Origin of the sequence: Agrobacterium sp. rho-8.1, assembly GCF_033957725.1 — a bacterium.
Lineage (GTDB): Bacteria > Pseudomonadota > Alphaproteobacteria > Rhizobiales > Rhizobiaceae > Agrobacterium.
Window position 1 is genome coordinate 2,307,825 of the sequence record NZ_CP192788.1, and the last position, 25,637, is coordinate 2,333,461.

Here is a 25,637-nt window from a genome sequence, read left to right on the forward strand (position 1 = left end):
AGCGGCTTATAAGGTGCCGCTCCCTTGAGTGTCAAGCGCAAGATGCGTAAAAACGTCGCTTTATGTCTTGCGACAAAAACCTCAGCGACTTCAGGCCGCAACCTTGTTTTGGAGTAGGGCTTTCAGTGCTGCTTCGGCGTCTGCGGAGCGTTCCGAGCGCTCGATGAAGCCACCACCGTAGACCCGCGCGTCAGCACCGGGGGCAGAGTAGAGAACGCAGGCTTGTCCCGGTGCCACACCCGCCTCCCCGACTGCGAGATCCACATAGATACCCTTGTCGTCGGCATGCAGCACCGCTTCTCCCGGAGGGCGTGTGGAGCGGACCTTGGCGAAGCAGGAAAAGCCTCCGATGGCGTCGTCCAGAAGTGCATTGTCTCCCAGCCAGTTCATGTCCCGCAGATAGACGCGGTGGGTTTCCAGCGCCTCGCGCGGGCCAACGATGACGCGGCGACCACGGGCGTCCAGATGTACCACATAGAGCGGCTCGCCAGTGGCGACGCCGATGCCGCGACGCTGTCCTATCGTGTAGTGTACGATACCATCGTGACGACCCAGCACGCGGCCGTCGAGATGGACGATATCGCCCACCAGCGCCGCATTCGGTTTCAGCTTGTTGATAATATCGGTATATTTGCCCTGCGGCACAAAACAGATGTCCTGACTATCGGCCTTCTTGGCGACGACCAACCCCATCTCTTCCGCGAGCTCACGCGTTTGCGCCTTGGACAACCCACCCAGCGGAAAGCGCAGATAATCGATCTGCTCCTGCGTGGTGGCAAACAGGAACCAGCTTTGGTCACGGTCGCTATCGATAGGGCGATAGAGCGCACGGCGGTTGGGATGCTCGGGGACGGGATTGAGGCGCGAGCGGATGTAGTGGCCGGTCGCCAGCGCGTCCGCTCCCAATTCCTGCGCAGTCGCCAGCAGGTCAGCAAATTTGACGGTCTGGTTACAAGCTACACACGGCACCGGCGTTTCACCCATGGCATAGGCTTCGGCAAAGGGGTTGATCACAGTCTCGCGAAAGCGCGCCTCGTAGTCCAGGACGTAATGGGGGATGCCCAGCGTTTCGCAGACGCGGCGGGCGTCATCGATATCCTGTCCAGCGCAACAGGAACCTGCACGGTGAACGGCCGAACCGTGATCGTAGAGCTGAAGGGTTATACCAAGGACATCATAACCCTCGCGTTTCAGGATGCCTGCGACCACCGAGGAGTCGACCCCGCCAGACATGGCAACAACAATACGGGTGTCTTCCGGCTTCTTATCAAAGTCGAGCGTGTTCACGAGTTTTCCAATCGTCAGTCATACCGAGGTTCAAGGCCCCGCCGCCTGTCGTGTCTGGCCAGCCGATGAGGGATCACGCGATCCACACGGGCTTCAGCCAGATTTTTCTGGCCTGCATATAGAAAAAATTGAGCGAAGACGCAAGTAGAGGGCGGCAGGGCCGCCCTCTACGCATTAAGAATTCGGATTTTAGTGCTTCAGGCGCCAGCTGTCTTCTGACCGCTGCCGATCCACTTGTCCCGCTCACGCCACAGGGCTGGAAGAGCCAGCATCGCCACGCCAACCAGCGCAATGATGGTCTTTTCAAATTGCGTCAGTTCCGCTGTACGGCCATCGAGATAGTAGATGCCGTAGACGATGGCGACGTGCCAGACATAGACCTGAAGCGAATGGCGACCCAGCAGTTGCAGGAACTTCAGCGACAGAACCCAGATCACAGCGCCGGCAGCCTTCTGAACCAGCGGGTTGTGGTGCTTGGGGCCGGCAATCAGCAACCACGTCAGCCCGACCGCAACGGCCAGGAAGTTAATGAGGTAGACCGGACCGAAGTCTGCACGGATTTCCATGGTGGAGAACTTGCCCAGCATGAATTCAGGCATCAGGTTCCAAGCGGTTGCGATCCGCAACGGTACAAAGAACAGGCAGACGAGAAGAGCAGCCTTCGGAATCCAGCTACGCTGAGGCGAGAAAATCTTCGTCCAGGCAATCTTGTTCTGCGCAGTCATCGCGCCCAGGACCAAGCCCGAGTAGAACACGAGCTGCCAGCCGAAAAGATTGAAGCTGACGCGAATGCCTTGCTCGTCGGCACCCTTGACAAGCTCGTTGAGCGGCGCGGTAAACAGCTGCTGCAAACCAAGCTGACCAGCCATCCACACCAGCAACGAACCGGCGATGACATAGGCCCACTTGCCATCAAGGCAGAGCTTCACCAACAGCGGAGCGAAGATCATGTAGACGATGTATTGTGGGAGAATGTCCATGAAGGTGGGCTGGAACAGGAAGGTCGCAATCGCTGCAAGGCGCAACGGATCGTCGAACGACGTCATGCCGAGCCAATTGTACCAGATGTAAGGTGCGTGCGGGATAATCATGCGGACAAACATCACCGCAATAACAAGGCCCATCGCATATTTGTAAAGCTCAAGTGCACGCGCCCAGATGAGGTCGCGGCCCTGCTCATATCCGTATTTCATCATCTTGCGAGCGTAGACCATACCGATCAGCAGACCGGACAGGAAGACGAAGCCCTGAGCATCTTCAACAAAGGCAAGCTGTCTGTGGTTGATTTCCATCAGCCACAGACCGCCCGCAAAAACGAGGTGGTTGATTAGCATGAAGACGAGGAAATACCCGCGCATTCCATCGATCAGGTCGAAGCGTTTCATCTTGCTTGCTCTCCATACTCGCAGGAACCTAACGAGCTAAGGTTGCCTGATCCGGTTGAGGGGATGGTTCTTGGGGTACCATCCGAACTTGGATCGTGAACGCCGTTTTAGAGCTACGGTTCCGCTGAAAAACGCGTTTTGCTGCTCGCGTCAGTTTCACATTGCTGTGTTCCGGCTCTGGTTAGAGGGGAACGACTGAACGCTGGATGAACGGAAAAAGGCATTTGCGTGGAAAGATCGAGCCCAGCAGAAACAAGCACTTGATGGCCGACAATGCGCTTTTCCCTGCCCTGCAAGGCATCTGAAAACGAAAAGGCCGGTGCAGAACACGTCCTGCACCGGCCACAATTCCCGCGAGATTTATTTCAAACGATCAAGCAGCTTCCTGAATGGCGGCAACCTGCCATTCCGCCTTGCCGTTGCGGACAAACGTCCACATCTCGACTGATTCTTCCGGCTCGTGCTCATTGCCCTGAACGATCTTGCCGGTGTTACGATCCCGCATGACGTCGATCGCGGAATACCGCATGGCGACGGTTGCGTAATCCTTGCCCTCTTCGTGCCAGGCTTCGGCGACGTCACCCTGCAACAGCGTCACGTCGCGAACGTCGTTCTTCACGCCACTCGTGGCATTGTCGCTCAACTCTTCGGCCAGATAGGACATGGCCTCCGGCGTGGTCAGCTTGCGAAGCGTGCCATAATCCTCGGCGGCATAAGCCGACTGAACGTCTTGCAAGGTTTTCTGGAACGTTTCGAGATCAACAGGCGTCACACCAATCTCATCGCCCTGCGAGACCGCATTTTCATGCGGTGTCGCCCGGGGCGCGGCTGTGGCTGCCGCAGCACCTGCAACAGCACCGGCCTTGGAGCCCATCTGCGGGATTTTGAACCCGCCCGTCGAACCCTGATTGGTCTGCGGTGCAGAATAATCATGACGAGACGACGTGTTGCCGGGTGCACCACCGAACGCTGGCTGACCCTTACGGCGCGATGCGAAGAAACGCATCGCCAGCATGATCAGACCGCCGATCAGCAAACCCTGAAGCAACATGCCGAAGAAACCGGCCATGCCGCCGAAGCCGCCGCCCATGAGCATGCCGAACAGGCCGCCCATCAGCAAACCACCCATGAGACCGCCCATCATGCCACCGAACATACCGCGGCTCTGTTGCGGGGCCTGCGCACCCGGACGTGCCGGCTGAGCAGCACCCGGCTGGGTCGCCTGGTTGGTGTTGGGCGTCATGCTACGATTGATAGGGGCAGATTGACCAGGAGCGGTGTTGGTTGTCGGCGGCGCAGAAAAGGTGCGCGTGCCACGGCTGCCAAATCCACCGCTCGCACGTCTGGCCTCAGCCATGTCAACGGCAATGAATGAAACGGCAATGCCCAGCGCGGCAACCGCAAACACACCCCTAAAGCGCCTGATGGCAGCAAACATCGTCTTCTCCTGTTACGCCACCCTCCCATTGAGCGGCTCGTTATCGTCGATATAGCAACTATGGATCATCATTTTTAGGGACATGGCATAAAATTTTTCGTGATATGCAACCATAGATAAATCTCTGGTCGTAAACATAAAAAACCCGGCACAGAATTTCTTCTGTGCCGGGTGATGATTGCCGTGTGTTGATATCAGAAGTGCTCAGTCGATGTTGAACGACAGCGACTTGACCTGACGGATGGCCGGGTTGGCGCGCAGCTTGTCCAGCACCTCTTCGGACACGGGACCATCGACGTAGAGAAGCGCGATCGCATCGCCGCTTTCCTTTTCGCGGCCCAGCTGGAAGTTGGCGATGTTGACGCCCGCTTCACCCAGCGTCATCCCCATGAAACCGATCATGCCGGGAACGTCGGTGTTGGTGATGTAGATCATGTGCTGGCCGACATCGGCATCCATGTTGATGTTCTTGATCTGGATGAAACGAGCCTTGCCGTCCGAAAACACCGTACCGGCCACCGAACGAACCTGATTCTCTGTCTTCACCGTCACCTTGATGAAGCCATCATAGACGCCGGTCTTGTCGCGCTTGACCTCGGAAAGGATGATACCCTTCTCCTTGATCATGATCGGAGCGGAAACCATATTGACGTCTGCCACCTGCGGACGGATGAGACCGGCCAGCAGCGCGGATGTCAGCGCCTTGGTGTTCATGTTGGCGGTTGCGCCATCGTAGAGAATTTCGATTTCCTTGGTGGCGCTTTCCTGCACCTGACCCACGAAAGAACCGAGAACGTCTGCCAGCTTGATGAAGGGCTTGAGGCGCGGTGCTTCGTCAGCCGTGATCGACGGCATGTTGATGGCGTTGGAAACGGCACCCTTGACGAGGTAATCCGACATCTGCTCGGCAACCTGAAGTGCAACATTTTCCTGTGCTTCGGTGGTCGATGCACCGAGATGCGGCGTGCAGACGACGTTTGGAAGACCAAACAGCGGGCTTTCCGTCGCAGGCTCAACTTCGAACACGTCGAAACCGGCACCGGCGACATGGCCGGACTTGATGGCATCGGCAAGCGCTGCCTCATCCACCAGACCACCACGGGCACAGTTGATGATACGAACGCCGGGCTTGGTCTTGGCGATATTTTCAGCGCCCAGAATACCGCGCGTCTTGTCGGTCATCGGAACGTGCAGCGTGATGAAATCGGACTGTGCGAGCAACTCGTCCAGTTCGACTTTCGTCACGCCCATTTCCTGCGCACGCTCTGGCGACAGGAAGGGGTCGTAGGCCAGGACGTTCATCTTCAGTCCAAGCGCCCGCGAGCAGACGATGCCGCCAATGTTGCCAGCACCGATGACACCGAGCGTCTTACCGGTGATTTCGACACCCATGAACTTCGACTTTTCCCACTTGCCGGCCTGCGTGGACGTGTCGGCGGCAGGAAGCTGGCGAGCGACGGCAAACATCAGCGCAATCGCGTGTTCGGCTGTCGTGATGGAGTTGCCGAACGGCGTGTTCATGACAATGATACCGCGGCGCGAGGCTGCTGGAATATCGACGTTATCGACACCGATACCGGCGCGGCCAATGACCTTCAGATTGGTCGCAGCTTCAATCAGCTTTTCCGTTGCCTTGGTGGCGGAACGGATAGCGAGACCATCGTAATTGCCAATGATTTCGGCCAGTTTGTCCTTATCCTTGCCGAGCTTCGGCTGGAAATCGACGTCGACGCCGCGATCACGGAAAATCTGGACGGCGGTTTCCGACAGTTCGTCAGATACGAGTACGCGAGGTGCCATTGTATGGGCTCCTTGAAAATGGGTTTATTCTTGAGAGTGAGGCATGAGCGGCCCTACCGGAGCAGGGCCGGAATAGGTCAGGCAGCAGCCTTGAAAACCGCAACTTTCTGCGTTTCGAAAGCCCATTTCAGCCAAGGCATGACAGCTTTCATGTCAGCCGTTTCGATGGTGGCACCGGCCCAGATGCGAAGGCCTGATGGCGCATCGCGGTAAGCGCCGATATCGAGTGCCACGTTTTCTTTTTCGAGAAGGGCAACCATGCCCTTGGCGAAATCGGCCTGCGCGGCAGCATCGAGAGCCGCCACGTCCTTGCAAACGATCTTGAGGCAAACGGACGTGTTGGAACGCGTCTCGTCAACCACCGCCAGATTGGCGATCCAGTTATTCTCGGCGACAAAGTCGAAAATAACTTTTGCATTGGCATCGGCACGCGCCATCAGGGCGTTCAGGCCACCGAGGTTCTTCGCCCACAGCAGCGCATCGATGTAGTCTTCGACGCAGAGCATGGACGGTGTGTTGATCGTCTCGCCGGTGAAGATGCCTTCGATCAGTTTGCCGCCAGAGGTCATGCGGAAAATCTTCGGCAGCGGCCATGCGGGAACGTAGGTCGTCAGACGCTCGACGGCACGGGGCGACAGAATGATGACGCCGTGGCCACCCTCACCGCCCAGAACCTTCTGCCAGGAGAAGGTCACAACATCGAGCTTGGAGAAATCCATATCCTGCGCGAATGCGGCAGATGTCGCATCGCAGATCGTCAGACCCTGACGGTCTGCCGGAATGAAATCAGCATTGGGAACGCGAACGCCTGAGGTCGTGCCGTTCCAGGTGAAGACCACGTCACGGTCGAAATCGATCGTGGAAAGATCAGGCAGAACGCCGTAATCGGCTTCAATTCTGCGAACGTCCTTCAGCTTCAGCTGCTTGACGACGTCCGTGACCCAACCGGCACCGAAGCTTTCCCACGCAACCATGTCCACACCGCGCTCACCGAGCAGCGACCACAGAGCCATTTCAACGGCACCAGTGTCGGACGCCGGAACGATACCGATGCGATAATCGGCGGGAACATTGAGAACTTCGCGAGTAAGATCGATGGCCTGCTTGAGCTTGGCTTTGCCAACCTTGGCGCGATGCGAGCGACCGAGCGGTGCATCAGCAAGAGCGTCGAGCGACCAACCGGGGCGCTTCGAGCAGGGACCAGAAGAGAAATGAGAATTTTGCGGACGCAGGTCCGGCTTCGTAATCTGTGTCATCATGCTATCCTTCCAGATAGAAAGCCTCTCGTTAGGGAGAGGTGGCCTGCCGTCGTTGCTATTCCTCTCGCCCGATCCGGTCAAGTGGAATATGTCGCCGCCGACAAGAATTTCGACACAGCGACTCCACGCAACCAAAAGCCCAAACAGCAAAAACCGCCCGCATCCAGCATGGACACGAGCGGTTCATCTCTAAAGCTTGAACGTGACGGTTATTTGTAAACCGCAGGCTGAAGCGGAATGTCTGCGGGCGGAATATACTGGGCGGTATCGCAGCCGTTGAAGACATAACGGCCACCGATGCGCACTTCATGCGAGGTCAGACCCTTGTCACGACCTGGACTGACAGCACCACGGCCACCAAACATGTCACCACTGCCGATCTGTCGGAAACGATAACCAACGTCGGCCTTGAGATTACACGTCACATCGATGGATGCGCCGGCCATCAGTGCGTAAGCAAAGCGCCAATCGCCCTTACCTTCAAACTCGCAGCAACCGCTATCAAGTTTGACTGTGTCCCACTTCACGTGTGCTCCACCGATACCCGCACCCAGATAAGGGGTGATGCGACCGTATGTCCCAAGATCGACATAGGCGTTGGCCAACAGGCTGTAGGCACGCAGCGACGAGCTGAAATTATCAACACCGCCTCCCGCCGCACTTGCCTGACCGTGAAAATCTGATTTCGCCATGTAGTCGAACGTCAAGTCCGTGCGCAGGTAATTGTTAATCTGATAGCCAGCACCCGCGCCGAAGAGGAAACTGTCATCCGCGTCGGTTCTGGAAGAGTGGATGAGAGTGTTCGTTCCGCCACTCGCACGGCTAAATTCGAAGCTACGCGCCTTGTTGAACGAATAGCCGACATCACCACGAAGATACCAGCCGCTGGCTTCCTGAACGGCGACTTCAGGCGCCTGATCGACGAATGCCGGTGGTGGCTCTTGGTAGACATCAGCTGCAAATGCGGTGTGGCTCGCAAATAATACGGCAACAAGACCGATCAGGCTCTTCTTCATGATTGCGGCTCCATAAACGGTAAAGGCGCCCAGCGCGGCAAGACCCGTTAATTTGTTCATGTATGAAATCTGAAGGAAAATAGTTAAATCACTCTTAAAATCCCGATATGGCCGCCTCATTTCCTAACATTCACGGTTAATGTGCGGTGAACGCAGGCTGGAAGCCCTTGCAACGCGCTCGGGAATGTTTCGTTACGGCGCCTTTAAGTAATAATATCAATATAAAATAATGTTTCGTTAGCTAATATTATTGTGCCAATCGCAACAATCATAGGACATCATCAGTATAAGCCCTGTGATCACTTAACCGATCCACGGTTTAAGGCAGCCATGATGCGCTGACCGGTCAAAAAATAACATTCCACACGACCGCGCGATGCATTCTCGCGAACATCACCGCAACGACGGCAGGATTGTCACGCATTGAGCAGGACCTTGAATCACATTATCGAATTCCTCCGCATTCCAGACAACAATCCGGATATGCTGAAGGCAAAATATCGCGCGTTCTGCAAGCAGATGCCGATGATGTACTTCATCTTGATTTCCAGCACTTGGGCGCTTGCGGCAACGCATATGTCGGTTGCACCGGCGTTACTGACCATCTTCGTGCCATCTCTCTTCACGTTGATCAGCGCCATCAGGGTCGTCTTCTGGTGGACATCGCGCAAGCAATCCCCTTCTGCAGCTCAGGCGCTTTCGGCTCTCAAGCGCACCCAACTCCTGTCCATCGGCATAGCGGGCGCATTCACGCTCTGGTCTTTCCTGCTTTATCCCTATGGCAACGCCTATCAGCAATCCCACATCGCTTTTTACATGGCGATCACGGTCATTTCTTGCATTTTCTGCCTGATGCATGTTCGCTCTGCCGCCTTCATGGTGGCGGTCATCGTCAACGGCACCTTCATCGTCTTTTTCGCCACCACCGGCCAGCCGACTTTCCTCGCCATCGCGATCAACATCCTGCTGGTCAGTTTTGGCATGCTTGCGGTGCTGACCGTGAATTATGGCAATTTCGAACGGATGATCGTTGCGCAGCAGCAGACCCAGGCACTCAGCAACGAAAACCTTCGGCTGGCAAATATCGATAGCCTCACGGGATTGCCGAACCGACGGGCATTTTTCCAGCACCTCGCGGACGCATTTGAATCGGCGAAGGCCGAGAACAAACGGCTCGCGGTCGGTGTGATCGATCTGGATGGTTTCAAACCCGTCAACGACCTCTACGGGCACTCGGCGGGGGACCGGCTTCTGGTGGAAGTCAGCAACCGGCTTGGCCGGCTTTTCGCTTCATCGGACCTGTTTTTATCCCGTCTCGGCGGCGATGAGTTTGCGTTCGTCATTTCGGAGGTCTCGCATGACCATGATATCGTGGGAGACGGCAACCGCATGTGCGACCAACTGCGCTCGCCGTTCAACCTTCCCGACGCCACGATCATGATCTCCGGCTCCATCGGCATCGCCGTTTTTCCAGACCTTGCATCCACGCCTGACGAGCTCTTCGACCGGGCCGATTATGCGCTTTATCACGGCAAACGAAGAAAGCCTGGCAACAGCACGCTCTTCACCGCACAGCACGTTGCAGAAATTCATCGCGATGCGCGCATAGAGCAAACGCTGAAGCAAGCGGACCTGACCAGGGAACTCTCCACTGTCTTCCAGCCTATTGTCGATATCGCGCAGCATAGAACGACGGGCTTCGAGGCGCTGGCCCGCTGGAACAGTCCACATTTGGGCCCGGTTTCCCCCGGCCAGTTCATTCCGATTGCCGAACGCGCAGGCATCATCGGAAGTCTCACGCGGCCGCTGTTGAAAAAAGCCCTAGATGCAGCCATCAAATGGCCGGCCGATATCCGTCTGTCCTTCAATCTGTCGGCTCAGGATCTGAACAGTTCCGAAGCCGTGATCAGCATCATCGCGATCATCGAGACGAGCGGCTTTCCCGCTTCACGCCTCGATCTCGAAATTACCGAAACGGCGTTCATCCACGATACGTGGCAAGCACGGCAATCGGTGGAGATGCTAAGACAGATCGGCTGCGGTATTTCACTGGATGACTTCGGAACCGGCTATTCCAGCCTCACATCGCTCCATTCGCTGCCGCTCACAAAGATCAAGATCGACCACAGCTTCGTCCATGAAGTACAAAGCAATCCGGCCAGCTACAAAATTGTCAAATCCGTGCTGATCCTCAGCCGTGAAATGGGGCTGGACGCTATTGTCGAAGGCGTTGAAACCGCAGAACAAATGGCTGTCATTCGCAATCTCGGGGCCACATTGGTGCAAGGATATTACTTCTCTCGCCCCATGGCGGAGAGCGATATAGCCGATTTCCTGTGCGCGGAGGAAATATCGAGGGCTGCAGAACCGCTGGCCTCCTGACGGGCAAAAAAGGCCAGCACCCCTCTGACACAACAGCCTTTCCGTTCCGGGCAAACCTGTTTGGACATAAACCGAAAGCAAGCTCGGCCTCGGTGCGCGTAGCATGCCGCATGCTAAATCTAGCTATTTCCCAACCGCGCAACTTTCGCTATGGTTGCAGTGAGACCGGAGATAACGGGCCGGTCTTGGGGCATAGAAACCCCTTAACTGGCGGCCGGTGTCGGCCGTGATGACACCCCTCAGCCATATTATCTGTGGCTGAGGCGGTCCATTGTGACTATATAGCTTCTCTGCCTCTTATATGGCTGGGGAGGTCCTGACGTATGTTCAAGGCTCACGCCTAAAGGTCAGGGCGGTCGTCCAGTTACGGCTTTCTAACTCCCCGGCCGCCAGAGGTCCGTCCCTCCGGCGGTCGCTTCCGTTTCAACAGGATGGCGTCCAGCCGCCAAATGGGGAAATGAAATGGAAACATACAGTTTCTGGGCCGATCTTCTGCAAACGTTCCGCATGATGTCGGATGGTGTCAAGGTGCTGCTGATCTATATGCCTTGCGTCTTCGCGCTGGGCTTTGCGGCACTCTATCTCTATCATTTACGCAAGCTTAACCCACCCGTCTGGAAAGACCCGCAGCCTTACACACTGCTGCCGCCGGACACGATCGCGCGTCACGAACATGGTCTTGCAAGCCTGGAGCGATTGCGCAGGCGGGATGGCCAGATGGCCGAGATGAAGGTCGAGCGGGAAACGCGCCCATAGGCGCGTACTCCTTCGCCTCTGGAAGGTCTTCTTGTCAAATGGACAGAGCGAAACAGCTATGCCGCCGTCTTGGCGTTGGATATCACACCAACGAGATCGTTGACGATACGCTCGACCTGCGCGCTATCATCGCCTTCTGCCATCACACGGATAAGCGGCTCAGTGCCCGATGGGCGGATCACCAGACGACCATTATTGGCGAGAGCACTTTCCGCATCGGCAATAGCCTGCTTCACCACCGGGTTTTCCAATGGCTTGCCACCGGAAATACGGACGTTTTTCAGCAGCTGCGGCACCGGCTCGAACTTGCGGCAGACTTCGCTCACCGGGCGACCTGACCGCTTGACGCGCGCCAGCACCTGAAGCGCTGCGACCAGGCCATCGCCTGTCGTGCCGTAATCCGAAAGAACGATATGGCCCGACTGTTCACCACCGACGTTGAAATCGTTGTTGCGCATGTGCTCGACCACGTAACGATCGCCGACCTTGGTGCGCGCAAGCGTCAGACCCTTGTCATCCAGGAAACGCTCAAGCCCGAGGTTGGACATGACAGTCGCAACGATACCGCCGCCGCGCAGAATATCGTCGTCGGCCCAGCTTGCGGCAATGGTCGCCATCAACTGATCGCCATCGACAATCTGGCCACGCTCGTCCACGATGATCACCCGGTCCGCATCACCATCCAGCGCGATACCGATGTCTGCCCGGACTTCATGCACCTTCTTCTGCAACGCATCGGGATGGGTCGAGCCACATTCGAAATTGATATTGGTACCATTCGGCTCATTACCGATCGTCACGACTTCGGCACCCAACTCCCAAAGAGCGGCAGGCGCAACCTTGTAGGCGGCCCCATTTGCGCAGTCGATGGCAATCCTCAAACCGCTCAAGGTCACGTCACGCGGCAAGGTGCGCTTGACGAATTCGATGTAGCGATAGATGTCACCATCCACGCGCTTGGCACGACCGATTTCGTGCGGCTTGGCAAGCTGTGCGTAGAGATCGCGGTCGAGAAGCTCTTCGATCTCGAGCTCTAACTCGTCGGACAGCTTGTAGCCATCAGGCCCGAAAAGCTTGATGCCATTGTCGGCAAACGGGTTGTGAGAGGCGGAAATCATCACGCCGATATCCGCCCGCAAAGAGCGCGTCAGCATGGCCACCGCAGGCGTTGGGATCGGTCCCAAAAGGAATACATCCAGCCCGGCGGCCGTGAAACCGGCAACCAGCGCATTTTCCAGCATGTAGCCGGAAAGGCGCGTATCCTTGCCGATCACGACACGGTGGCGATGCTGACCACGTCGAAAAATCGTACCCACCGCAATACCGACACGCATGGCCAGATCCGGTGTCATCGGGAACACATTGGATTCCCCGCGAATTCCATCGGTTCCGAAATAGCGACGTGTCATGTGAGCTCCAGATTGTTCCACGGAAGGGGCTGCGATCATACGCGCCACGTCCCTTTTTCGCTCAATGCCATAAAAGGCTGCCGACAGCACGTCAATTACCGCTAACAGCCAATATATGTTGTTACCAACCATTGAGTGCACGCAAGACACGTTAAAACGCGAAAGGGCCGCCCTGATGGACGGCCCTTAAATTTGGATCATGAAGAGATCAGCGAGGCTGTGGTTCCATGCCGTCTTCGGCCTCACCGCCATCCTTGGCTTCCGTTGGGCCGTCCTTCTTGGTACCGGCCTTCGGTACGGCAGAACCACGACCACTCGGCGAATCGTCGCCCAGATCACGCGCGGGCTTTTCGCCGCGGATCAGCCCCTTGATTTCTTCGCCGGTCAGCGTTTCGTATTCCAGAAGACCTTCCGCAATGGCAACAAAGCCATCGTGATTTTCCGTCAGGATACGACGCGCTTCCGTATAGGCTTCATCAATCAGACGACGCACTTCTGTGTCGATGGTCTGCGCGGTTGCTTCGGACACGCTCTTGGACTGCGAGACGGAGTGACCGAGGAAGACTTCCTGCTGGTTTTCACCATAGGCAACCTGACCCAAGGCATCGGAGAAGCCCCACTGCGTCACCATCGCGCGGGCAAGCTTGGTGGCTTGCTCGATATCGGAAGACGCGCCGGAGGTGATGTTCTCCTTGCCAAACGTCAGCTCTTCGGCAACACGGCCACCCATCATGATGACGAGGCGCGATACCATCCACTTGTAGCTCATGGAGTAGCGATCGCCTTCCGGCAACTGCATGACCATGCCAAGTGCGCGACCACGCGGAATGATCGTTGCCTTGTGCAGCGGATCAGCGACCGGAACTTTTAATGCGGTGATCGCGTGACCGGCTTCGTGGTAGGCCGTCAGCTTCTTTTCGGCTTCGGTCATGGCAGACGAGCGGCGCTCGGCACCCATCATGATCTTGTCCTTGGCGTCTTCGAACTCAGCCATGGTCACGACACGCTTGTTGCGACGTGCCGCCATGAGCGCTGCCTCATTGACCAGGTTTGCAAGATCCGCACCGGAAAAACCGGGCGTTCCACGCGCCAGAACCTTGAGATCGACGTTCGGTGCCAGTGGCACGTTACGGGCGTGAACCTTCAGGATGCGTTCACGGCCAACGATATCAGGGTTTGGCACGACAACCTGGCGGTCAAAACGGCCTGGACGAAGCAGTGCGGGGTCGAGAACATCAGGGCGGTTGGTCGCAGCGATGAGAATGATACCCTCATTGGCTTCGAAACCATCCATTTCGACCAGCAACTGGTTCAACGTCTGCTCACGCTCATCGTTACCGCCGCCAAGGCCAGCGCCACGATGACGACCGACTGCGTCGATTTCGTCGATGAAGATGATGCAAGGCGCATTTTTCTTGGCCTGCTCGAACATGTCGCGGACACGGCTGGCACCGACGCCGACGAACATTTCAACGAAGTCCGAACCAGAAATCGTAAAGAACGGAACATTGGCCTCACCTGCGACAGACCGTGCCAGCAGGGTCTTACCTGTACCTGGAGGACCGACAAGCAGAACGCCACGTGGGATTTTACCGCCCAGCCGCTGGAACTTCTGCGGGTCACGCAGGAATTCAACGATCTCTTCCAGATCCTGCTTGGCTTCGTCCACACCTGCGACATCGTCAAAGGTAATACGGCCATGGGCCTCGGTCAGAAGCTTGGCCTTTGATTTTCCAAAGCCCATCGCTCCGCGTGAACCACCCTGCATCTGGCGCATGAAGAACAACCAGACGCCCAGAATAAGGAACATCGGCAGAAGCGTGCCCAGATAGCTCAGGAAACCAGAGGAACCATCGCTTTCCGGACGCGCGTTGATAGCCACGTTCTTTGCCTGGAGACGGTCCATCAGCGCATCATCGATCACAGGCGAATAGGTCTGAAACGCCGTGTTGCTTTCGGTGTATGTGCCGAGAACGCGGTTGCCGGTAACGGTCACCTCACGGACGCGCCCTGCGTCGACATCACTCAAAAACTGCGAATAGGCAACCTCTCGTGACGCCGATTGTGACGGCGACGTCTGGAACATGCTGAACAAAGCGATCAGCAACAGAGCGATCACTGCCCATAGGGCGAAATTTCTAAAATTTGGGTTCATCGAACTCCCCGAACTGCAACGGGCGAATGTGCGCCCGCCATTATGTTGCGCTTAACATAAGGAGGACAGTTGCCGTTTCCAAGGCAGGCGAAGAGATGAGTTGCGATTTGCGGTAAAAACTCTGAGAAAAATCGTTTTTCTCGCCATTGCACCTTCAAACAGGCGGCTGCGGATAGGCAGACCGGCCGACAAGCCTCGCAATGGTCTTCGCCAATTCAAAATCAAATCGCGTGAGAAAGAGATCATAAGGCGCGAGCCTGAATTGACTGGTCACCCCAGGCGGTGGTGTCAACGATGGTGCGGCGCCCTCCCCCCCGTAGATCGGCATCGCCTGAACGGCGCGCTTGACGATGCTCAGCGGAACGGAAGATGCATTGTCATGAGGCGTCGACATATCGACCGTGCCAAATCCGCGAACCACAACATCCTCGTTTGACCCATTCGTGATATCGAAACGTTCATCCCATCGAACGCTCGCACCTCTGACCACCGTCACGTCGGGAACATCTCTGTTTTCACGCATCAGATAAAGGGCGCCCTTGCGTCGCTCGAACACTACCCGGCTGGCCGTCACCCGTCCCTGCTCGCCAGCAAGGGCGAAGGACAGGACCTTGTCCATGCTCGCAGCGGCCAAAGCGAACCGCCGACCACCGATGACACAGGCAAGAGCAGAAAGCGCATGTCGAAGCGTTGTTGAGTTCCCACTCAGACACCCTGCATCCAGTGCAACGAGCCCATAGCTGCAACATATTGCGTATTGTCCGATGAGTTGGGCGGCGTCCGATGATGCCGCCGCCCGGTTGATTGACTGATCAATCAACATCCCCTCGGCGTCGCGAGGTGTATTGCGCACCCGCACGCGTTCGTATTTCGCATCGTCATTGCTGGGGTCGTCGTACCAGGATTGTCCCTGCGCAACGAGGAAATCTCGAATGTCCCGTCGTGTCACGTTCAAGAAGGGACGAATGACCCAGTGGCGCGCGTCGTAGAGCACCGCATCCGCCATGCCAGCGAGACCTAGATTGTCCGGTCGCTCGCTTCGGGCACCGCGCATGGCGATCGTTTCCTGCTGGTCACCCAGGGTATGGCCAACGACGACCATATCGGCCTCGATCTCATCTGCGACCGTTCCAATGAGCGCATAACGCTCAAGCCGCGCCGCCGCAGACAATCCTGTCTTCGGTTTCTGACCCTCCCAACGGCGAAGGTGATGCGGGACACCAAGGGTCCGGCAAAAAACGGCAACGCCTTCGGCTTCCTCCCCCGATTCAGGACGGAGCGTGTGGTCGATCGTAACGGCCTTAAGAGAAACATCCTGCCTGCCGAGATCGCGAATGGCCTGATGCAGCGCCAACAGCAATCCGGTGGAATCGCTACCGCCGGAAATGGCGACGAGAACACAGGACGGCCTTGAAATTTTCTGGATAAAAAGCCGAGCAGCCTCAAGGGGCGCAACCGGCGTCACTGAAGACGACCTGCCATGGTCAGCGGTCGTCACTGGCTCAGCAGCTCAGGCGTTTCTGTTCGCTGGTAACCTTGCCCAGGACGGTCTTGGATGCGCTGGGGTAGCGCTTGGGCACTTCGCGAAGGGTCGCGCAGGCAGTTTCCTTGTTGTCGAGCGCGGCCAGCGACATTCCAAGCTTCAAAAGCATTTCGGGTGCCTTGGGCGACTTGCTGTAGGTCTGGTGAGCATTCAGAAACGTCTTGGCAGAATCGGTAAATTTGCCTTGGCTATACTGGGCTTCGCCCAGCCAGAAATTGGCATCCGCTGCTTTTGCACCCTTTGGGTAGCCCTGGATATATTGCTCGAAACCCTTTTCCGCAGCCTTGTAGTCGCCGGACAGAACGTGGCTGTAGGCGGCTTGATAGATATCGTTCTCGCTGGTGAGCGCCGCTGTATTGACGGGATCGGTAGTCGTTGAACGGCCGGTCTCGACACCAGGCAGCTTGCCAGCCGAGTTATTGGCGTTCGGGTTCATCGAACCACCAACGGGCAGTCCACGCGAATCCAGTTCGATGGAACCGAGCGTGCTTGCTCCCGGAGCCGCATTGCTGCGTGGCGCTGCCGCCAGCGGACCTGTCCCCTGCTCACCGCCACCCACTGAAGCGCCGCCCTGGGACGGCGTTTCAATGATGGTTGCAACGTCATCCTGCGGGCCGACCGATGGAATGTCGGCTTCCGCCTTCTTCTTCGGTGCAGGTGCGGCGCCCTTGCCACCTTCAAGCTCCTGGAAACGGAACTCGTTGTCTTCCTGGGCTTTACGGATCGTTTCCTGCATTTGCAGCAACTGGAAACTCATTTCCTCGATACGGCCGTTCAGCTGGCGAATCTGCTCCTCGAGTTGCTGGACACGATAGGCATCGTTTGCTTGCACCTTCACGACAGGTGCATTTTGCGTATTCAACGTGCCGAAGGCCCCACCCGAACCGAACAACGGCCCCGAGACGGCCACGCCGCCCAAGCCGGTGCAGGCTGCAAGCCCCAGCATTCCCGCCACGACAAGTTTCTTCATGTTGCGTCCTGTCTGGTTGATTTGCGCCCCAACGACGCAAATCCGGATTTTTTCCATTTGGCGTCAAAAAGCAACTTAAGTTCGGCCAAACTATGGAAAAAAGAAAGGCGGCCCGAAGACCGCCTCTCAAAAATCATCACACAATCGCGAGACCGTTAGCGAGCGCCGCCCAGAACGGTGACAGCGCGACGGTTCTGCGACCAGCAGGAAATGTCGTCGCAAACGGCAACCGGACGTTCCTTACCGTAGGAAATAGTCCTCATGCGGTTTGCAGGAACACCTTGCGAAGCGAGGAATTCCTTGGTGGAGGCTGCACGGCGTGCGCCCAGTGCAAGGTTGTACTCGCGTGTGCCGCGCTCATCGGCGTGACCTTCGACCGTGATGGCGTAGTTCGGGTAACGGGCCAACCACTGGGCCTGGCGCTGCAGGGTCTGCTGCGCGTCTGCGCGGATCGACGTGCTGTCGGTATCGAAGAAGATGCGGTCGCCGACATTGACGGTGAAGTCCTGTGCGGACCCAGGCGTCGCAGAACCTGCACCACCACCAAGGCCAAGTTCGCCGGCGCTGTTGGGCATGTTCTTCTTGTTGGCGCAACCAGCCAGCGCAAGCGCCAGCGTCAAGGCGATAACAGCCGGGTTACGGGCAATTTTCTGCATCGGGCCGAGTGCCGAAGTGTTTGTACGGCTCATAGCCGGTCTCTCCTTAGAATTTCAGTAACGTTGCCAGACAATAACCGAATGCAGTTAATTGCCCCCAAACAATTATGGTTAACAGAAAGGAAATGTCCCGCTTTTTTTTGCGCCCTCACAACAACTTGGCAGCAAAAGCAGAGACAGCTCCCGGTATCACAGGTGTAGAAAATATGGCGGCATGCTTGCAACATCCCGCCACAATGGCGTTATCAATCCAGAAGCGGCGACCATGCCGGATCGGATGCAAATGTCGGCGTCTTGATCATCTGCTCGTTGTATCCGGTCAGATCGATCGAATAGAGCTGCGGACCACCGGCACCTGCTGCCTGACGGAAGAACATCAGCACGCGGCCATTTGGTGCCCATGTCGGCCCTTCGTTGTGAAAGCCCGAGGTCAGAATACGCTCGCCGGAACCATCCGGCTTCATCACGCCAATGGAGAACTTGCCACCCGACTGCTTGGTAAAGGCGATCAGATCGCCTCGTGGAGACCAGACTGGCGTGGAGTAGGAACCATCGCCGAAGGAGATGCGGTTTTGGCCGGAACCATCGGCATTCATCACGTAAATCTGCTGACGGCCACCACGGTCGCTTTCAAAGGCAATGCGCTGTCCATCCGGCGCATAGGACGGCGCCGTGTCGATGGCACCAGTATTGGTCAGGCGCGTTGTGGTGCGCGAACGCAGGTCCATGGTGTAGATGTTGGCATTGCCTTCCTGCTGAAGGCTCATGATGACCTTCTGCCCGTCGGGCGAGAAGCGCGGGGAGAACGTCATGCCGGGGAAGTTGCCGACAACTTCACGCTGTCCGGTTTCCAGTTGCAGAAGATAGACGCGCGGCTGCTGACCCTCGAACGACATATAAGTCACTTCCTGACGGCTCGGCGAAAAACGCGGCGTCAGGACGAGATCCTTGGTGGTCGTCAGATTGCGAACATTGAAGCCATCCTGGTCCATGATCGACAGCGCACGCTTGCGGTCGGTCTTCGGACCGCTTTCGGAGACGAAAACGACACGGGTATCGAAGTAACCCTTTTCGCCCGTTACGCGCTCATAGATCGCGTCGGCAATAATATGGGCCACACGACGCCAGTTTTCCGGTTGGGTGAAGAACTGCTGGCCGCTCATCTGCTGACCTGCGAACGTATCCCAAAGGCGAAACTCGGCGCGCAGGCGGCCATCAGCTTCTTTCGTCACACGACCGGTGACCAGTGCCTGAGCATTGATGACCTTCCAGTCTTCAAAACGCGGCTGCTGATCGGGATTGCTGATCTTTTCAATAAACGCATTTTTGCCGATGGGTGCAAACAGCCCGGAACGCTGGAGGTCGGCTGCGATGACCTGCGAGACTTGCGCACCGATACCGTCACCCGACATGAAGTCGGTGATGGCGATCGGCAACGGCTGCACACTGCCCTTGTTGATGTTGATTTGAACTTCGGCACTGGCGGGTGTGACTGCAACGAAAGACAACAGCATGCCGGAGGCAACCATCATCGCGCGCAGGAGAGAGAACTTGATCATTGAGACAAGCCTTTCAGCTTCATACAAAAATTGGACATCGAGTTGGGTTTATGTGTCGTCATCGGTCCCAAAACTGTCGGTTTAAGTCGCAAATTCGGATGGGTCAAAGTTCAGAACCAGGGTGTTCCATCCCTTTTCACCGTCATATTTCTCGCGAGGCAGGTTTTTCAAAGGCGCAGACCTCAAAAGAGCACGGCGCGAACTGCTTTCGACAGCGCGACGCGTTCCTTCCGGGCCACCTGTCGCAGTGATCTCGGGTGTCCCCACAATATTTCCGGCCTCGTCGAGAGATACGCGAATGACAACCCGCACCTCTTCAACCCCTGTCAGACCAGCAGTCAAATTCCAGTTGTTTTGAATCTGGCCTCTGACATTGTCGATTTCGCTGGCGCTCAAGCCGGTGCCAATCGTCTTCTTGCCGCCCAGCGATGCGGTTTCGGTCGACCGTTTCGCACCGCCGCCGGACGGGGCCTGCTTGTTCAGTAGCTTTGAGATGTCGTCGGCGTTGAACTCGCTGGCCTGCGAAGCGGCAGACTTGGCGGTCTCTTGCTTGCGGTCTGCTGGTTTCTTGTCGGACGGCTTCTCTGTCGACTTGGCCTGCTCCGGCTTCTTTTCCGCAGGTTTTTCAGCAGGCTTCTGCTCAGCCGGTTTTTGCTCGGCTTCCTTGGGCGGTTCCGGCTTCGGCTCAGGCGGAGTTGGCCGTGAATTCGGACGCGGCACATTCGGCGGCACGGGAATTTCCGCCGGTTCCTGATTTTGCGGCGTAGGCTCCTGCGCCTGTTGCTGCGCTGGAGGCTGTGTTGGCGTCGGCGGCGTTGCTATTTCCGGCTTTGGAATAGGCAGTGACGCCGTTTCCTGCGGCTTTGGCGCAGACGTCTCTTCCTTGACGATGTCTTTGACGTCGTTGGGCTTGGTATCCACAACAGGCGCTGGCTTCTCCTGCTTGGGAGGAGCCGCGGCACTGTCGTTATTGTTGGGTTTTTCCGTCGGCGTCGGCGGCGCGTCGAGATCGGCGCTGTTGTTGCCGGCGTTTTGGGCATTGGGAACGATGTCAGGACGGGTGGTCGGAACAGGAGCAGCCTTTTCGGCCTTGGGCGCGTTCTTGTCGCCCTGCTGGATCTGCGTCATCTCTTCGACGGACACGAGTTCGACGGGCATCGACTCAGCCTGAGACACCTCCAAAGGTGCCGGCGAGCCCAGGGAAACCAAGGCAATAGCCAGCACGGAGGCGTGCACGATCGCAGATGTGGTGACGCTGCCCTTCATACCGAGATCAATTACCCTGTTTCTGCTGCGTTACGAGGCCGATATTCTTGAAACCCGCAGCCTGAATACGCGCCATGACATCGGCCACAATGCCATAGGCCGCAACCGAGTCGGCACGCACGAAAATGCGCTCATTGTAGCCGGTGGTCGCAATCGCTTGCAGCTTGTCGGCAACTTCCGCCGCCTCGATCGGGGTTTCCTGCAAATGGATCACACCCTCTGCATTGACCGAAATGGTAATCGGCTGCGTGTCCGAGTTCAGCGCATTGGCTGATGTCTGCGGCAGATCGATAGGCACGCCGACCGTCATCATCGGTGCGGCCACCATGAAGATGATGAGCAGCACCAGCATGACGTCCACAAGTGGCGTCACGTTGATTTCGCTGATCGCGCCACCCTTGCGGCGACCCCGGCCTCGACCACGGCGTCCGCCGGATCCACCGCCGCCACCGCCTGCTGACATTCCCATCGTTTTACTCCACTCGCTCGGAAGCGCGTTTACTGCGCGGCCTGGCGTGTCTGCAGCTTCTCATCGATCTGGCGCGAAAGGATAGCGGAAAACTCATCCGCAAAACCTTCCATGCGCGCCGAGAGCTTGCCTGCATCGCCTGTGAATTTGTTGTATGCGATAACGGCCGGAATAGCGGCGACAAGACCGATGGCCGTTGCCAGAAGCGCTTCCGCGATACCAGGTGCCACGACCGCAAGGTTGGTGGACTTGGAACCCGCAATCGCCTGGAACGACGTCATGATACCGATAACAGTCCCGAACAGACCGATGAAGGGGCCTGCCGAACCAATCGTTGCCAGCGACCCGAGACGCGCCTCGAAGGTCTCGCCTTCACGCGCCATGGTCACGTCCATCGCCCGATCGATACGCATCTGAAGACCGATAGGAGACCGCGCACCACGCTCGAATGACTTTTTCCATTCGCGCATCGCCGCCACGAAGATGGCCGCAAGACCCGTATTCTGGCGTTCGGCCAGCGTCCGGTACAGCTCTTCAAGCGACTGGCCAGACCAGAAAACCTGTTCGAACTGATCGAACTGGCGCCTTGCCTTGCCGAAGGACACATATTTGTCGATGACGATAGCCCACGTCCAAACTGATGCGGCCAGAAGACCGATCATAACCAGCTTGACGATGAGGCCAGCTTGCATGAACAGAGCCCAAAGACTTACGTCGTGCGTTGCCGCGGCCAAACCTGCCTGTTCCATAAAAATCCAATCCCCGAATCCAAACGCCCGGTGCATGACCGGGCGATCTAAACGCGCATCAACGTTTGAAGTCCTGCGGCGATTGCCGAAAAACCCTTGAGCCGTGCCCCGATATTACCATTTAGCCTTCCTTGACCGTAAATTTGGTAAAAGGAAGGCGTGTGGCGCACAAATACCGAATGGTTAAGGTAGACTACACTATGGTTAAGAGAGTGTTACGAAATAGGCACGTCTAACAGCCGCCGCGTATTTCTCAGCTCTTACTTCAGAAACTTCTCTGCAATCGCGTCCGGCAGACGACGCGGTCTTCCCTTCGAATTGATCACGGCAATAATCACTTTTGCGGCAATGAGTAGCGTTTCGCCGCGTCGTATTTCCTGATTGAGAACCATTTTCGCCCCGCCCGCCTTTTCGGTCAGCGTGGTGATGACAAGCACATCGTCCATGCGCGCGGGCGACTTGAAGTCGATTTCCATGCGGTGAACGACGAAAACCAGCCCTTCGTCATCGGCAGTCAGAAGCGTGCTTTGCTCGCAGCCAAGGCAGCGCAGATAATCGGTACGGCCACGCTCCAGAAAATGCAGATAGCGCGCGTGATACACGAGGCCGGAAAAATCCGTGTCCTCATAATAGACGCGCTGCGTCAGCCGGTGGCCGTGTTCGATCAGCTCACCCGATAGGGGTACGGTAAGGTCAGTCATATGCAGGTCCCGATTGCAGTGTGTCTGGCGTTTTTCCCTCACGCACGATCAGATGTTCATGCCGGTGTGGCAATGTCTCGATCCGTTGTGCAATGAAGGCGGGTCTCAGATCGTTCGCCTTCAACGCCGAAGCCGTTGCTGGCAACCATCGAAACTCGATTTCCACGCCATCCACGACGCGATGGACAATGTCGGTTTCATGAAAGGGAAAAGCCTGTTCGAGATGGATCAGATAATAGAATGCCAACTCATGTGCGTCATATTCGCCGTAGGGAAAGAAGCTCTCGGCTGACCACAGAAGGCGTTCGATCCGCGCTGTTACGTGCAGCTCTTCCTTGATCTCGCGCAGGATGGTTTCTTCAGAGCTTTCGCCTATCTCGACGCGACCACCGGGAAGCGCCCAATAACGGTCCGTCGTACTGCGATTGACCAGAAGATGGCCGTTTTGAAACACCAGGCCAGCCACACGAAAGCTGAAAAGCTGCGGCTTGTGATCCAGTCTGATCATGTGCCGTGAAGATATGACATCGCTCATTTGTCGTCCAGATTGCCGTCATCCCAGACGACATGCCGGGTAGAGGCAGGAAGGTTTTCGATCTCACCGGCAATGAAATAGGGCGGAATATCCAGCTGCGTCAAGGCTTCGGTTGTTGCTCTTACCCAGCGGAATTCCAGCGGGTGCTTGCCATCCTGGATGCGGTGGACAATGTTTTCGTCGTGGAAAGGAAACGTCTCGGGCAATTCCATCAGATAATAGAAACCAAGCTCGTGCCAGTCCTTGCCCTCATAATGGAAAAAATTCTCCGCAACCCAAAGCAGCTGCCCGACCTTGGCCTCGACACCAAGCTCTTCCACCATCTCACGCGCCAGCGTTTCCTGCGATTGCTCGCCCATTTCCGCCCGGCCACCGGGAAAACTCCAGAATTTCTCGTGCGTCGCCCGGTGCACCAGCACATGGCCATCCCGAAAAGCGATGCCCGCTACCCGCATCTGAAAAATGCGTTTCAGCTTGAATTTGATGCGGATGCGAAGATCTTCAGTCATGCGTTTTTTCTTCCGGGAACAAGAGGTCACGTTCAGACCAACCTAGCGCGTCCAGTTCGGCTTTGCGAACCCCTGCGTCGTCGCTCACAATAAACTCGTCAAGTTGCGGTGGTTTGACAGATGTTCCGGACAGCATTGCGTGCACCTGCCCGCGGTGATGAGTCTGGTGCTGGAAAAGATGGCTCAAAATATCGTCGCAACGGTCATGTTGAATCCTGCCTGCGCGATGAACGTCAACGGTCGCTGCCAGATCGACGGCCTGGAGCCTGTCAACAAAGGCAATCAATCCCTCGTCAAGCTGCGACTGGGCGTTATGCAAGGCAATCATGTCGGTGTAAGGTTCGTCATCAGCAAATGCCGCATATCCCAGCGCGCCGCCTCTCAAAGCGTCGGTGTAAAACAGATCGACCAGATAGATGTGGTTCAAAGTCGCGCAGATCGTCGGAAAAAAGCTGGTGCGCGGCGCCACGAAGTCATCAAGAGACAGCTGAAGACATGCCTCATGAAGCCTCAGATTGGCCAGACGATTGTTACGCGCCAACTTCTTGAATGCGCGCGCGGGATCATAGGCCACAGTACTTTCCTCAACCTGCAAAACAATCAGGAGCACCCGTCACCCGTGACGGATCAATCCATCTTTTCCAGTTCCGAATGGCTTTTCAGGACCTTCCCGCCATCTTCCTGCTCAATCAGGTAGGCGGGTTCATCCGCACTTGCCTTGCGCTTGATGACCGAGCCTTCGATCTTCCGCTCGACGTCTTCGGTAAAGCTCTCGGCGACTTTGCCTTCTCCTTTACCCGAACCCCATTTCCACTGGACTTTCGTACCTCTGCGGAATTTCGTCATAACGCGCTCCTCGCCAAAAAACGGTGAATGGCACAAAGTGCGGGATGGTTCCTTATGCCTCGCCCAGATCGATCACCACGACCTCTGGCGGCGACATGAATCGAACGGGTGCGATGGAGCATCCAAGCCCGCCGGAGACGACGAGGTGCCTGTCATCCTCGACAACGTGACCATAGACGAAACGCTCGCCAAAGCGCGACGGCACAGCTGGACGCCACCCGAACAGATTGACCTGTCCGCCATGGGTATGGCCAGACAACGTCAACGAAACACGATCCGGGACCGAAACGAAAATGTCAGGCTCGTGCGCAAGAAGAATGACGGGAGCGTCATCCGTGACCTGTGCAAGCGTGCCGGGAAGATCGTCCAGACCCGTCGTGCGGCGTCCGGTCAAATAGGCCCATTGGTCCTCGATCCCCGCAATCCAGAACGGTTGAGTGTCGGAACCGCAACGGACAGCACGGTTCGAATAGGTCTGAATGCCGACCGATCGCAGCGCCTTATGCGCGACCGTTTCCTTCAGCCGCAGTCTCTGCGCTTCAAGGTCCTGCCACCAGTCATGGTTGCCGCACACGGCATGCACACCCTGCGGCGCTTTTAATCCCGAAAGAGCCTTTGCCCAGTCTTCCGGTGGAACGACACCTGTCACCAGTTTCATGCCGGACATATAATCGCCCAGCAACAGCATGACATCGCCACCCAGTGTGTTGGCGTAATCGCAAATCTTGGCAATGCGCTCAGCGGGCATCCATGGCTCGCAGGCGTGAAAATCCGCGAGCGCCACGATCCGCAGCCTTTGCCCCTTGGGCCAGCCAGGCGGGTTGATGCGATATCGCGTGGTCGATAGCCGCGCCAAAGGCTCGATGCCACCCGCATAGGCGCCAAGAGAAACCAGACCCGCCGCCATGGTGGCAGCCGTCTTGAGCAATGCGCGACGGGTAATCACG

At 56.9% G+C, this 25,637-nt stretch carries 23 protein-coding genes; 2 read left to right on the forward strand and 21 right to left on the reverse strand.

The window, feature by feature from the left end; all coding sequences use genetic code 11:
- Window positions 1-90 precede the first annotated feature (90 nt).
- The 6 genes from mnmA to RMR21_RS11530 all read right to left on the reverse strand — a co-directional run bounded on the left by mnmA (window position 91) and on the right by RMR21_RS11530 (window position 8,185).
- Window positions 91-1,287 (reverse strand): tRNA 2-thiouridine(34) synthase MnmA, encoded by a 1,197-nt coding sequence (mnmA, locus tag RMR21_RS11505; RefSeq protein WP_498668148.1) that lies wholly within the window; start codon window positions 1,285-1,287, stop codon window positions 91-93.
- Between the two features lie 197 nt (window positions 1,288-1,484).
- A complete protein-coding gene (locus tag RMR21_RS11510; RefSeq protein WP_498668149.1) occupies window positions 1,485-2,672 on the reverse strand; it encodes an OpgC family protein in 1,188 nt (395 codons plus the stop codon).
- Window positions 2,673-3,045: 373 nt separating this feature from the next.
- Window positions 3,046-4,110 carry a Tim44 domain-containing protein gene (locus tag RMR21_RS11515; RefSeq protein ID WP_498668150.1) on the reverse strand — a complete coding sequence of 355 codons (1,065 nt, stop codon included), beginning with the start codon at window positions 4,108-4,110 and terminating at the stop codon, window positions 3,046-3,048.
- Between the two features lie 204 nt (window positions 4,111-4,314).
- Window positions 4,315-5,910 (reverse strand): phosphoglycerate dehydrogenase, encoded by a 1,596-nt coding sequence (gene serA / locus RMR21_RS11520; RefSeq protein ID WP_498668151.1) that lies wholly within the window; start codon window positions 5,908-5,910, stop codon window positions 4,315-4,317.
- Window positions 5,911-5,987: 77 nt separating this feature from the next.
- A complete protein-coding gene (locus RMR21_RS11525; protein WP_498670146.1) occupies window positions 5,988-7,166 on the reverse strand; it encodes a phosphoserine transaminase in 1,179 nt (392 codons plus the stop codon).
- Between the two features lie 212 nt (window positions 7,167-7,378).
- The gene (locus RMR21_RS11530) at window positions 7,379-8,185 is read right to left on the reverse strand and encodes an outer membrane protein (RefSeq protein ID WP_498670147.1); all 807 of its coding nucleotides are present in this window, start codon (window positions 8,183-8,185) and stop codon (window positions 7,379-7,381) included.
- Window positions 8,186-8,668: 483 nt separating this feature from the next.
- Between RMR21_RS11530 and RMR21_RS11535 the strand changes: the two genes are divergently transcribed.
- On the forward strand, window positions 8,669-10,567 hold the full coding sequence (locus tag RMR21_RS11535; protein WP_498670148.1) for a putative bifunctional diguanylate cyclase/phosphodiesterase: 1,899 nt from the start codon (window positions 8,669-8,671) through the stop codon (window positions 10,565-10,567).
- A gap of 462 nt (window positions 10,568-11,029) precedes the next feature.
- Window positions 11,030-11,323: a hypothetical protein gene (locus tag RMR21_RS11540; RefSeq protein WP_498668152.1), complete on the forward strand. Its 294-nt coding sequence runs from the start codon at window positions 11,030-11,032 to the stop codon at window positions 11,321-11,323.
- A 56-nt stretch (window positions 11,324-11,379) separates the two neighbouring features.
- On the opposite strand, the gene glmM is transcribed toward RMR21_RS11540, so the two are convergent.
- From glmM to RMR21_RS11615, 15 genes are all read right to left on the reverse strand, one after another.
- Window positions 11,380-12,732: a phosphoglucosamine mutase gene (gene glmM, locus RMR21_RS11545; protein WP_498668153.1), complete on the reverse strand. Its 1,353-nt coding sequence runs from the start codon at window positions 12,730-12,732 to the stop codon at window positions 11,380-11,382.
- Window positions 12,733-12,940: 208 nt separating this feature from the next.
- Window positions 12,941-14,887, reverse strand: coding sequence for an ATP-dependent zinc metalloprotease FtsH (gene ftsH, locus RMR21_RS11550; RefSeq protein ID WP_498668154.1), 1,947 nt, complete (start codon window positions 14,885-14,887; stop codon window positions 12,941-12,943).
- Window positions 14,888-15,041: 154 nt separating this feature from the next.
- Window positions 15,042-16,385 carry a tRNA lysidine(34) synthetase TilS gene (gene tilS / locus RMR21_RS11555; RefSeq protein WP_498668155.1) on the reverse strand — a complete coding sequence of 448 codons (1,344 nt, stop codon included), beginning with the start codon at window positions 16,383-16,385 and terminating at the stop codon, window positions 15,042-15,044.
- A gap of 4 nt (window positions 16,386-16,389) precedes the next feature.
- Entirely contained in the window at window positions 16,390-17,400 is a 1,011-nt protein-coding gene (gene ybgF, locus RMR21_RS11560; RefSeq protein WP_498668156.1) for a tol-pal system protein YbgF, read from the reverse strand.
- Between the two features lie 155 nt (window positions 17,401-17,555).
- Window positions 17,556-18,089, reverse strand: coding sequence for a peptidoglycan-associated lipoprotein Pal (gene pal, locus RMR21_RS11565; protein WP_498668157.1), 534 nt, complete (start codon window positions 18,087-18,089; stop codon window positions 17,556-17,558).
- A gap of 212 nt (window positions 18,090-18,301) precedes the next feature.
- Entirely contained in the window at window positions 18,302-19,615 is a 1,314-nt protein-coding gene (gene tolB / locus RMR21_RS11570) for a Tol-Pal system beta propeller repeat protein TolB (RefSeq protein ID WP_498668158.1), read from the reverse strand.
- An 81-nt stretch (window positions 19,616-19,696) separates the two neighbouring features.
- On the reverse strand, window positions 19,697-20,881 hold the full coding sequence (tolA, locus tag RMR21_RS11575; protein WP_498668159.1) for a cell envelope integrity protein TolA: 1,185 nt from the start codon (window positions 20,879-20,881) through the stop codon (window positions 19,697-19,699).
- 7 nt (window positions 20,882-20,888) lie between these two features.
- Window positions 20,889-21,350: a protein TolR gene (gene tolR / locus RMR21_RS11580; RefSeq protein ID WP_498668160.1), complete on the reverse strand. Its 462-nt coding sequence runs from the start codon at window positions 21,348-21,350 to the stop codon at window positions 20,889-20,891.
- Between the two features lie 29 nt (window positions 21,351-21,379).
- A complete protein-coding gene (tolQ, locus tag RMR21_RS11585) occupies window positions 21,380-22,099 on the reverse strand; it encodes a protein TolQ (protein ID WP_498668161.1) in 720 nt (239 codons plus the stop codon).
- A 260-nt stretch (window positions 22,100-22,359) separates the two neighbouring features.
- On the reverse strand, window positions 22,360-22,800 hold the full coding sequence (gene ybgC / locus RMR21_RS11590) for a tol-pal system-associated acyl-CoA thioesterase (protein WP_498668162.1): 441 nt from the start codon (window positions 22,798-22,800) through the stop codon (window positions 22,360-22,362).
- Window positions 22,793-23,335, reverse strand: a complete 543-nt coding sequence (locus RMR21_RS11595) for an NUDIX hydrolase (protein ID WP_498668163.1) — start codon at window positions 23,333-23,335, stop codon at window positions 22,793-22,795. The genes ybgC and RMR21_RS11595 overlap by 8 nt, the downstream gene beginning before the upstream one ends.
- Complete coding sequence (locus RMR21_RS11600; protein ID WP_498668164.1) at window positions 23,332-23,844, reverse strand: NUDIX hydrolase; 513 nt, start codon at window positions 23,842-23,844, stop codon at window positions 23,332-23,334. Before RMR21_RS11600 ends, RMR21_RS11595 begins: the two co-directional genes overlap by 4 nt.
- Entirely contained in the window at window positions 23,837-24,418 is a 582-nt protein-coding gene (locus RMR21_RS11605; RefSeq protein ID WP_498668165.1) for a DinB family protein, read from the reverse strand. Before RMR21_RS11605 ends, RMR21_RS11600 begins: the two co-directional genes overlap by 8 nt.
- A 53-nt stretch (window positions 24,419-24,471) precedes the next feature.
- On the reverse strand, window positions 24,472-24,690 hold the full coding sequence (locus RMR21_RS11610) for a hypervirulence associated TUDOR domain-containing protein (protein WP_498668166.1): 219 nt from the start codon (window positions 24,688-24,690) through the stop codon (window positions 24,472-24,474).
- A 52-nt stretch (window positions 24,691-24,742) separates the two neighbouring features.
- Window positions 24,743-25,636 (reverse strand): metallophosphoesterase, encoded by an 894-nt coding sequence (locus RMR21_RS11615; RefSeq protein WP_498668167.1) that lies wholly within the window; start codon window positions 25,634-25,636, stop codon window positions 24,743-24,745.
- Between the last annotated feature and the right edge of the window lies 1 nt (window position 25,637).

Excerpts from the sequence above, each read along its gene's own strand:
- RMR21_RS11510 (WP_498668149.1), bottom strand. The coding sequence starts at position 2,672 with ATGAAACGCTTCGACCTGATCGATGGAATGCGCGGGTATTTCCTCGTC.
- RMR21_RS11515 (WP_498668150.1), bottom strand. The coding sequence starts at position 4,110 with ATGTTTGCTGCCATCAGGCGCTTTAGGGGTGTGTTTGCGGTTGCCGCG.
- serA (WP_498668151.1), bottom strand. The coding sequence starts at position 5,910 with ATGGCACCTCGCGTACTCGTATCTGACGAACTGTCGGAAACCGCCGTC.
- RMR21_RS11525 (WP_498670146.1), bottom strand. The coding sequence starts at position 7,166 with ATGACACAGATTACGAAGCCGGACCTGCGTCCGCAAAATTCTCATTTC.
- RMR21_RS11530 (WP_498670147.1), bottom strand. The coding sequence starts at position 8,185 with ATGAAGAAGAGCCTGATCGGTCTTGTTGCCGTATTATTTGCGAGCCAC.
- RMR21_RS11535 (WP_498670148.1), top strand. The coding sequence starts at position 8,669 with ATGCTGAAGGCAAAATATCGCGCGTTCTGCAAGCAGATGCCGATGATG.
- RMR21_RS11540 (WP_498668152.1), top strand. The coding sequence starts at position 11,030 with ATGGAAACATACAGTTTCTGGGCCGATCTTCTGCAAACGTTCCGCATG.
- glmM (WP_498668153.1), bottom strand. The coding sequence starts at position 12,732 with ATGACACGTCGCTATTTCGGAACCGATGGAATTCGCGGGGAATCCAAT.
- ftsH (WP_498668154.1), bottom strand. The coding sequence starts at position 14,887 with ATGAACCCAAATTTTAGAAATTTCGCCCTATGGGCAGTGATCGCTCTG.
- ybgF (WP_498668156.1), bottom strand. The coding sequence starts at position 17,400 with ATGAAGAAACTTGTCGTGGCGGGAATGCTGGGGCTTGCAGCCTGCACC.
- pal (WP_498668157.1), bottom strand. The coding sequence starts at position 18,089 with ATGAGCCGTACAAACACTTCGGCACTCGGCCCGATGCAGAAAATTGCC.
- tolB (WP_498668158.1), bottom strand. The coding sequence starts at position 19,615 with ATGATCAAGTTCTCTCTCCTGCGCGCGATGATGGTTGCCTCCGGCATG.
- tolA (WP_498668159.1), bottom strand. The coding sequence starts at position 20,881 with ATGAAGGGCAGCGTCACCACATCTGCGATCGTGCACGCCTCCGTGCTG.
- tolR (WP_498668160.1), bottom strand. The coding sequence starts at position 21,350 with ATGGGAATGTCAGCAGGCGGTGGCGGCGGTGGATCCGGCGGACGCCGT.
- tolQ (WP_498668161.1), bottom strand. The coding sequence starts at position 22,099 with ATGGAACAGGCAGGTTTGGCCGCGGCAACGCACGACGTAAGTCTTTGG.
- ybgC (WP_498668162.1), bottom strand. The coding sequence starts at position 22,800 with ATGACTGACCTTACCGTACCCCTATCGGGTGAGCTGATCGAACACGGC.
- RMR21_RS11595 (WP_498668163.1), bottom strand. The coding sequence starts at position 23,335 with ATGAGCGATGTCATATCTTCACGGCACATGATCAGACTGGATCACAAG.
- RMR21_RS11600 (WP_498668164.1), bottom strand. The coding sequence starts at position 23,844 with ATGACTGAAGATCTTCGCATCCGCATCAAATTCAAGCTGAAACGCATT.
- RMR21_RS11610 (WP_498668166.1), bottom strand. The coding sequence starts at position 24,690 with ATGACGAAATTCCGCAGAGGTACGAAAGTCCAGTGGAAATGGGGTTCG.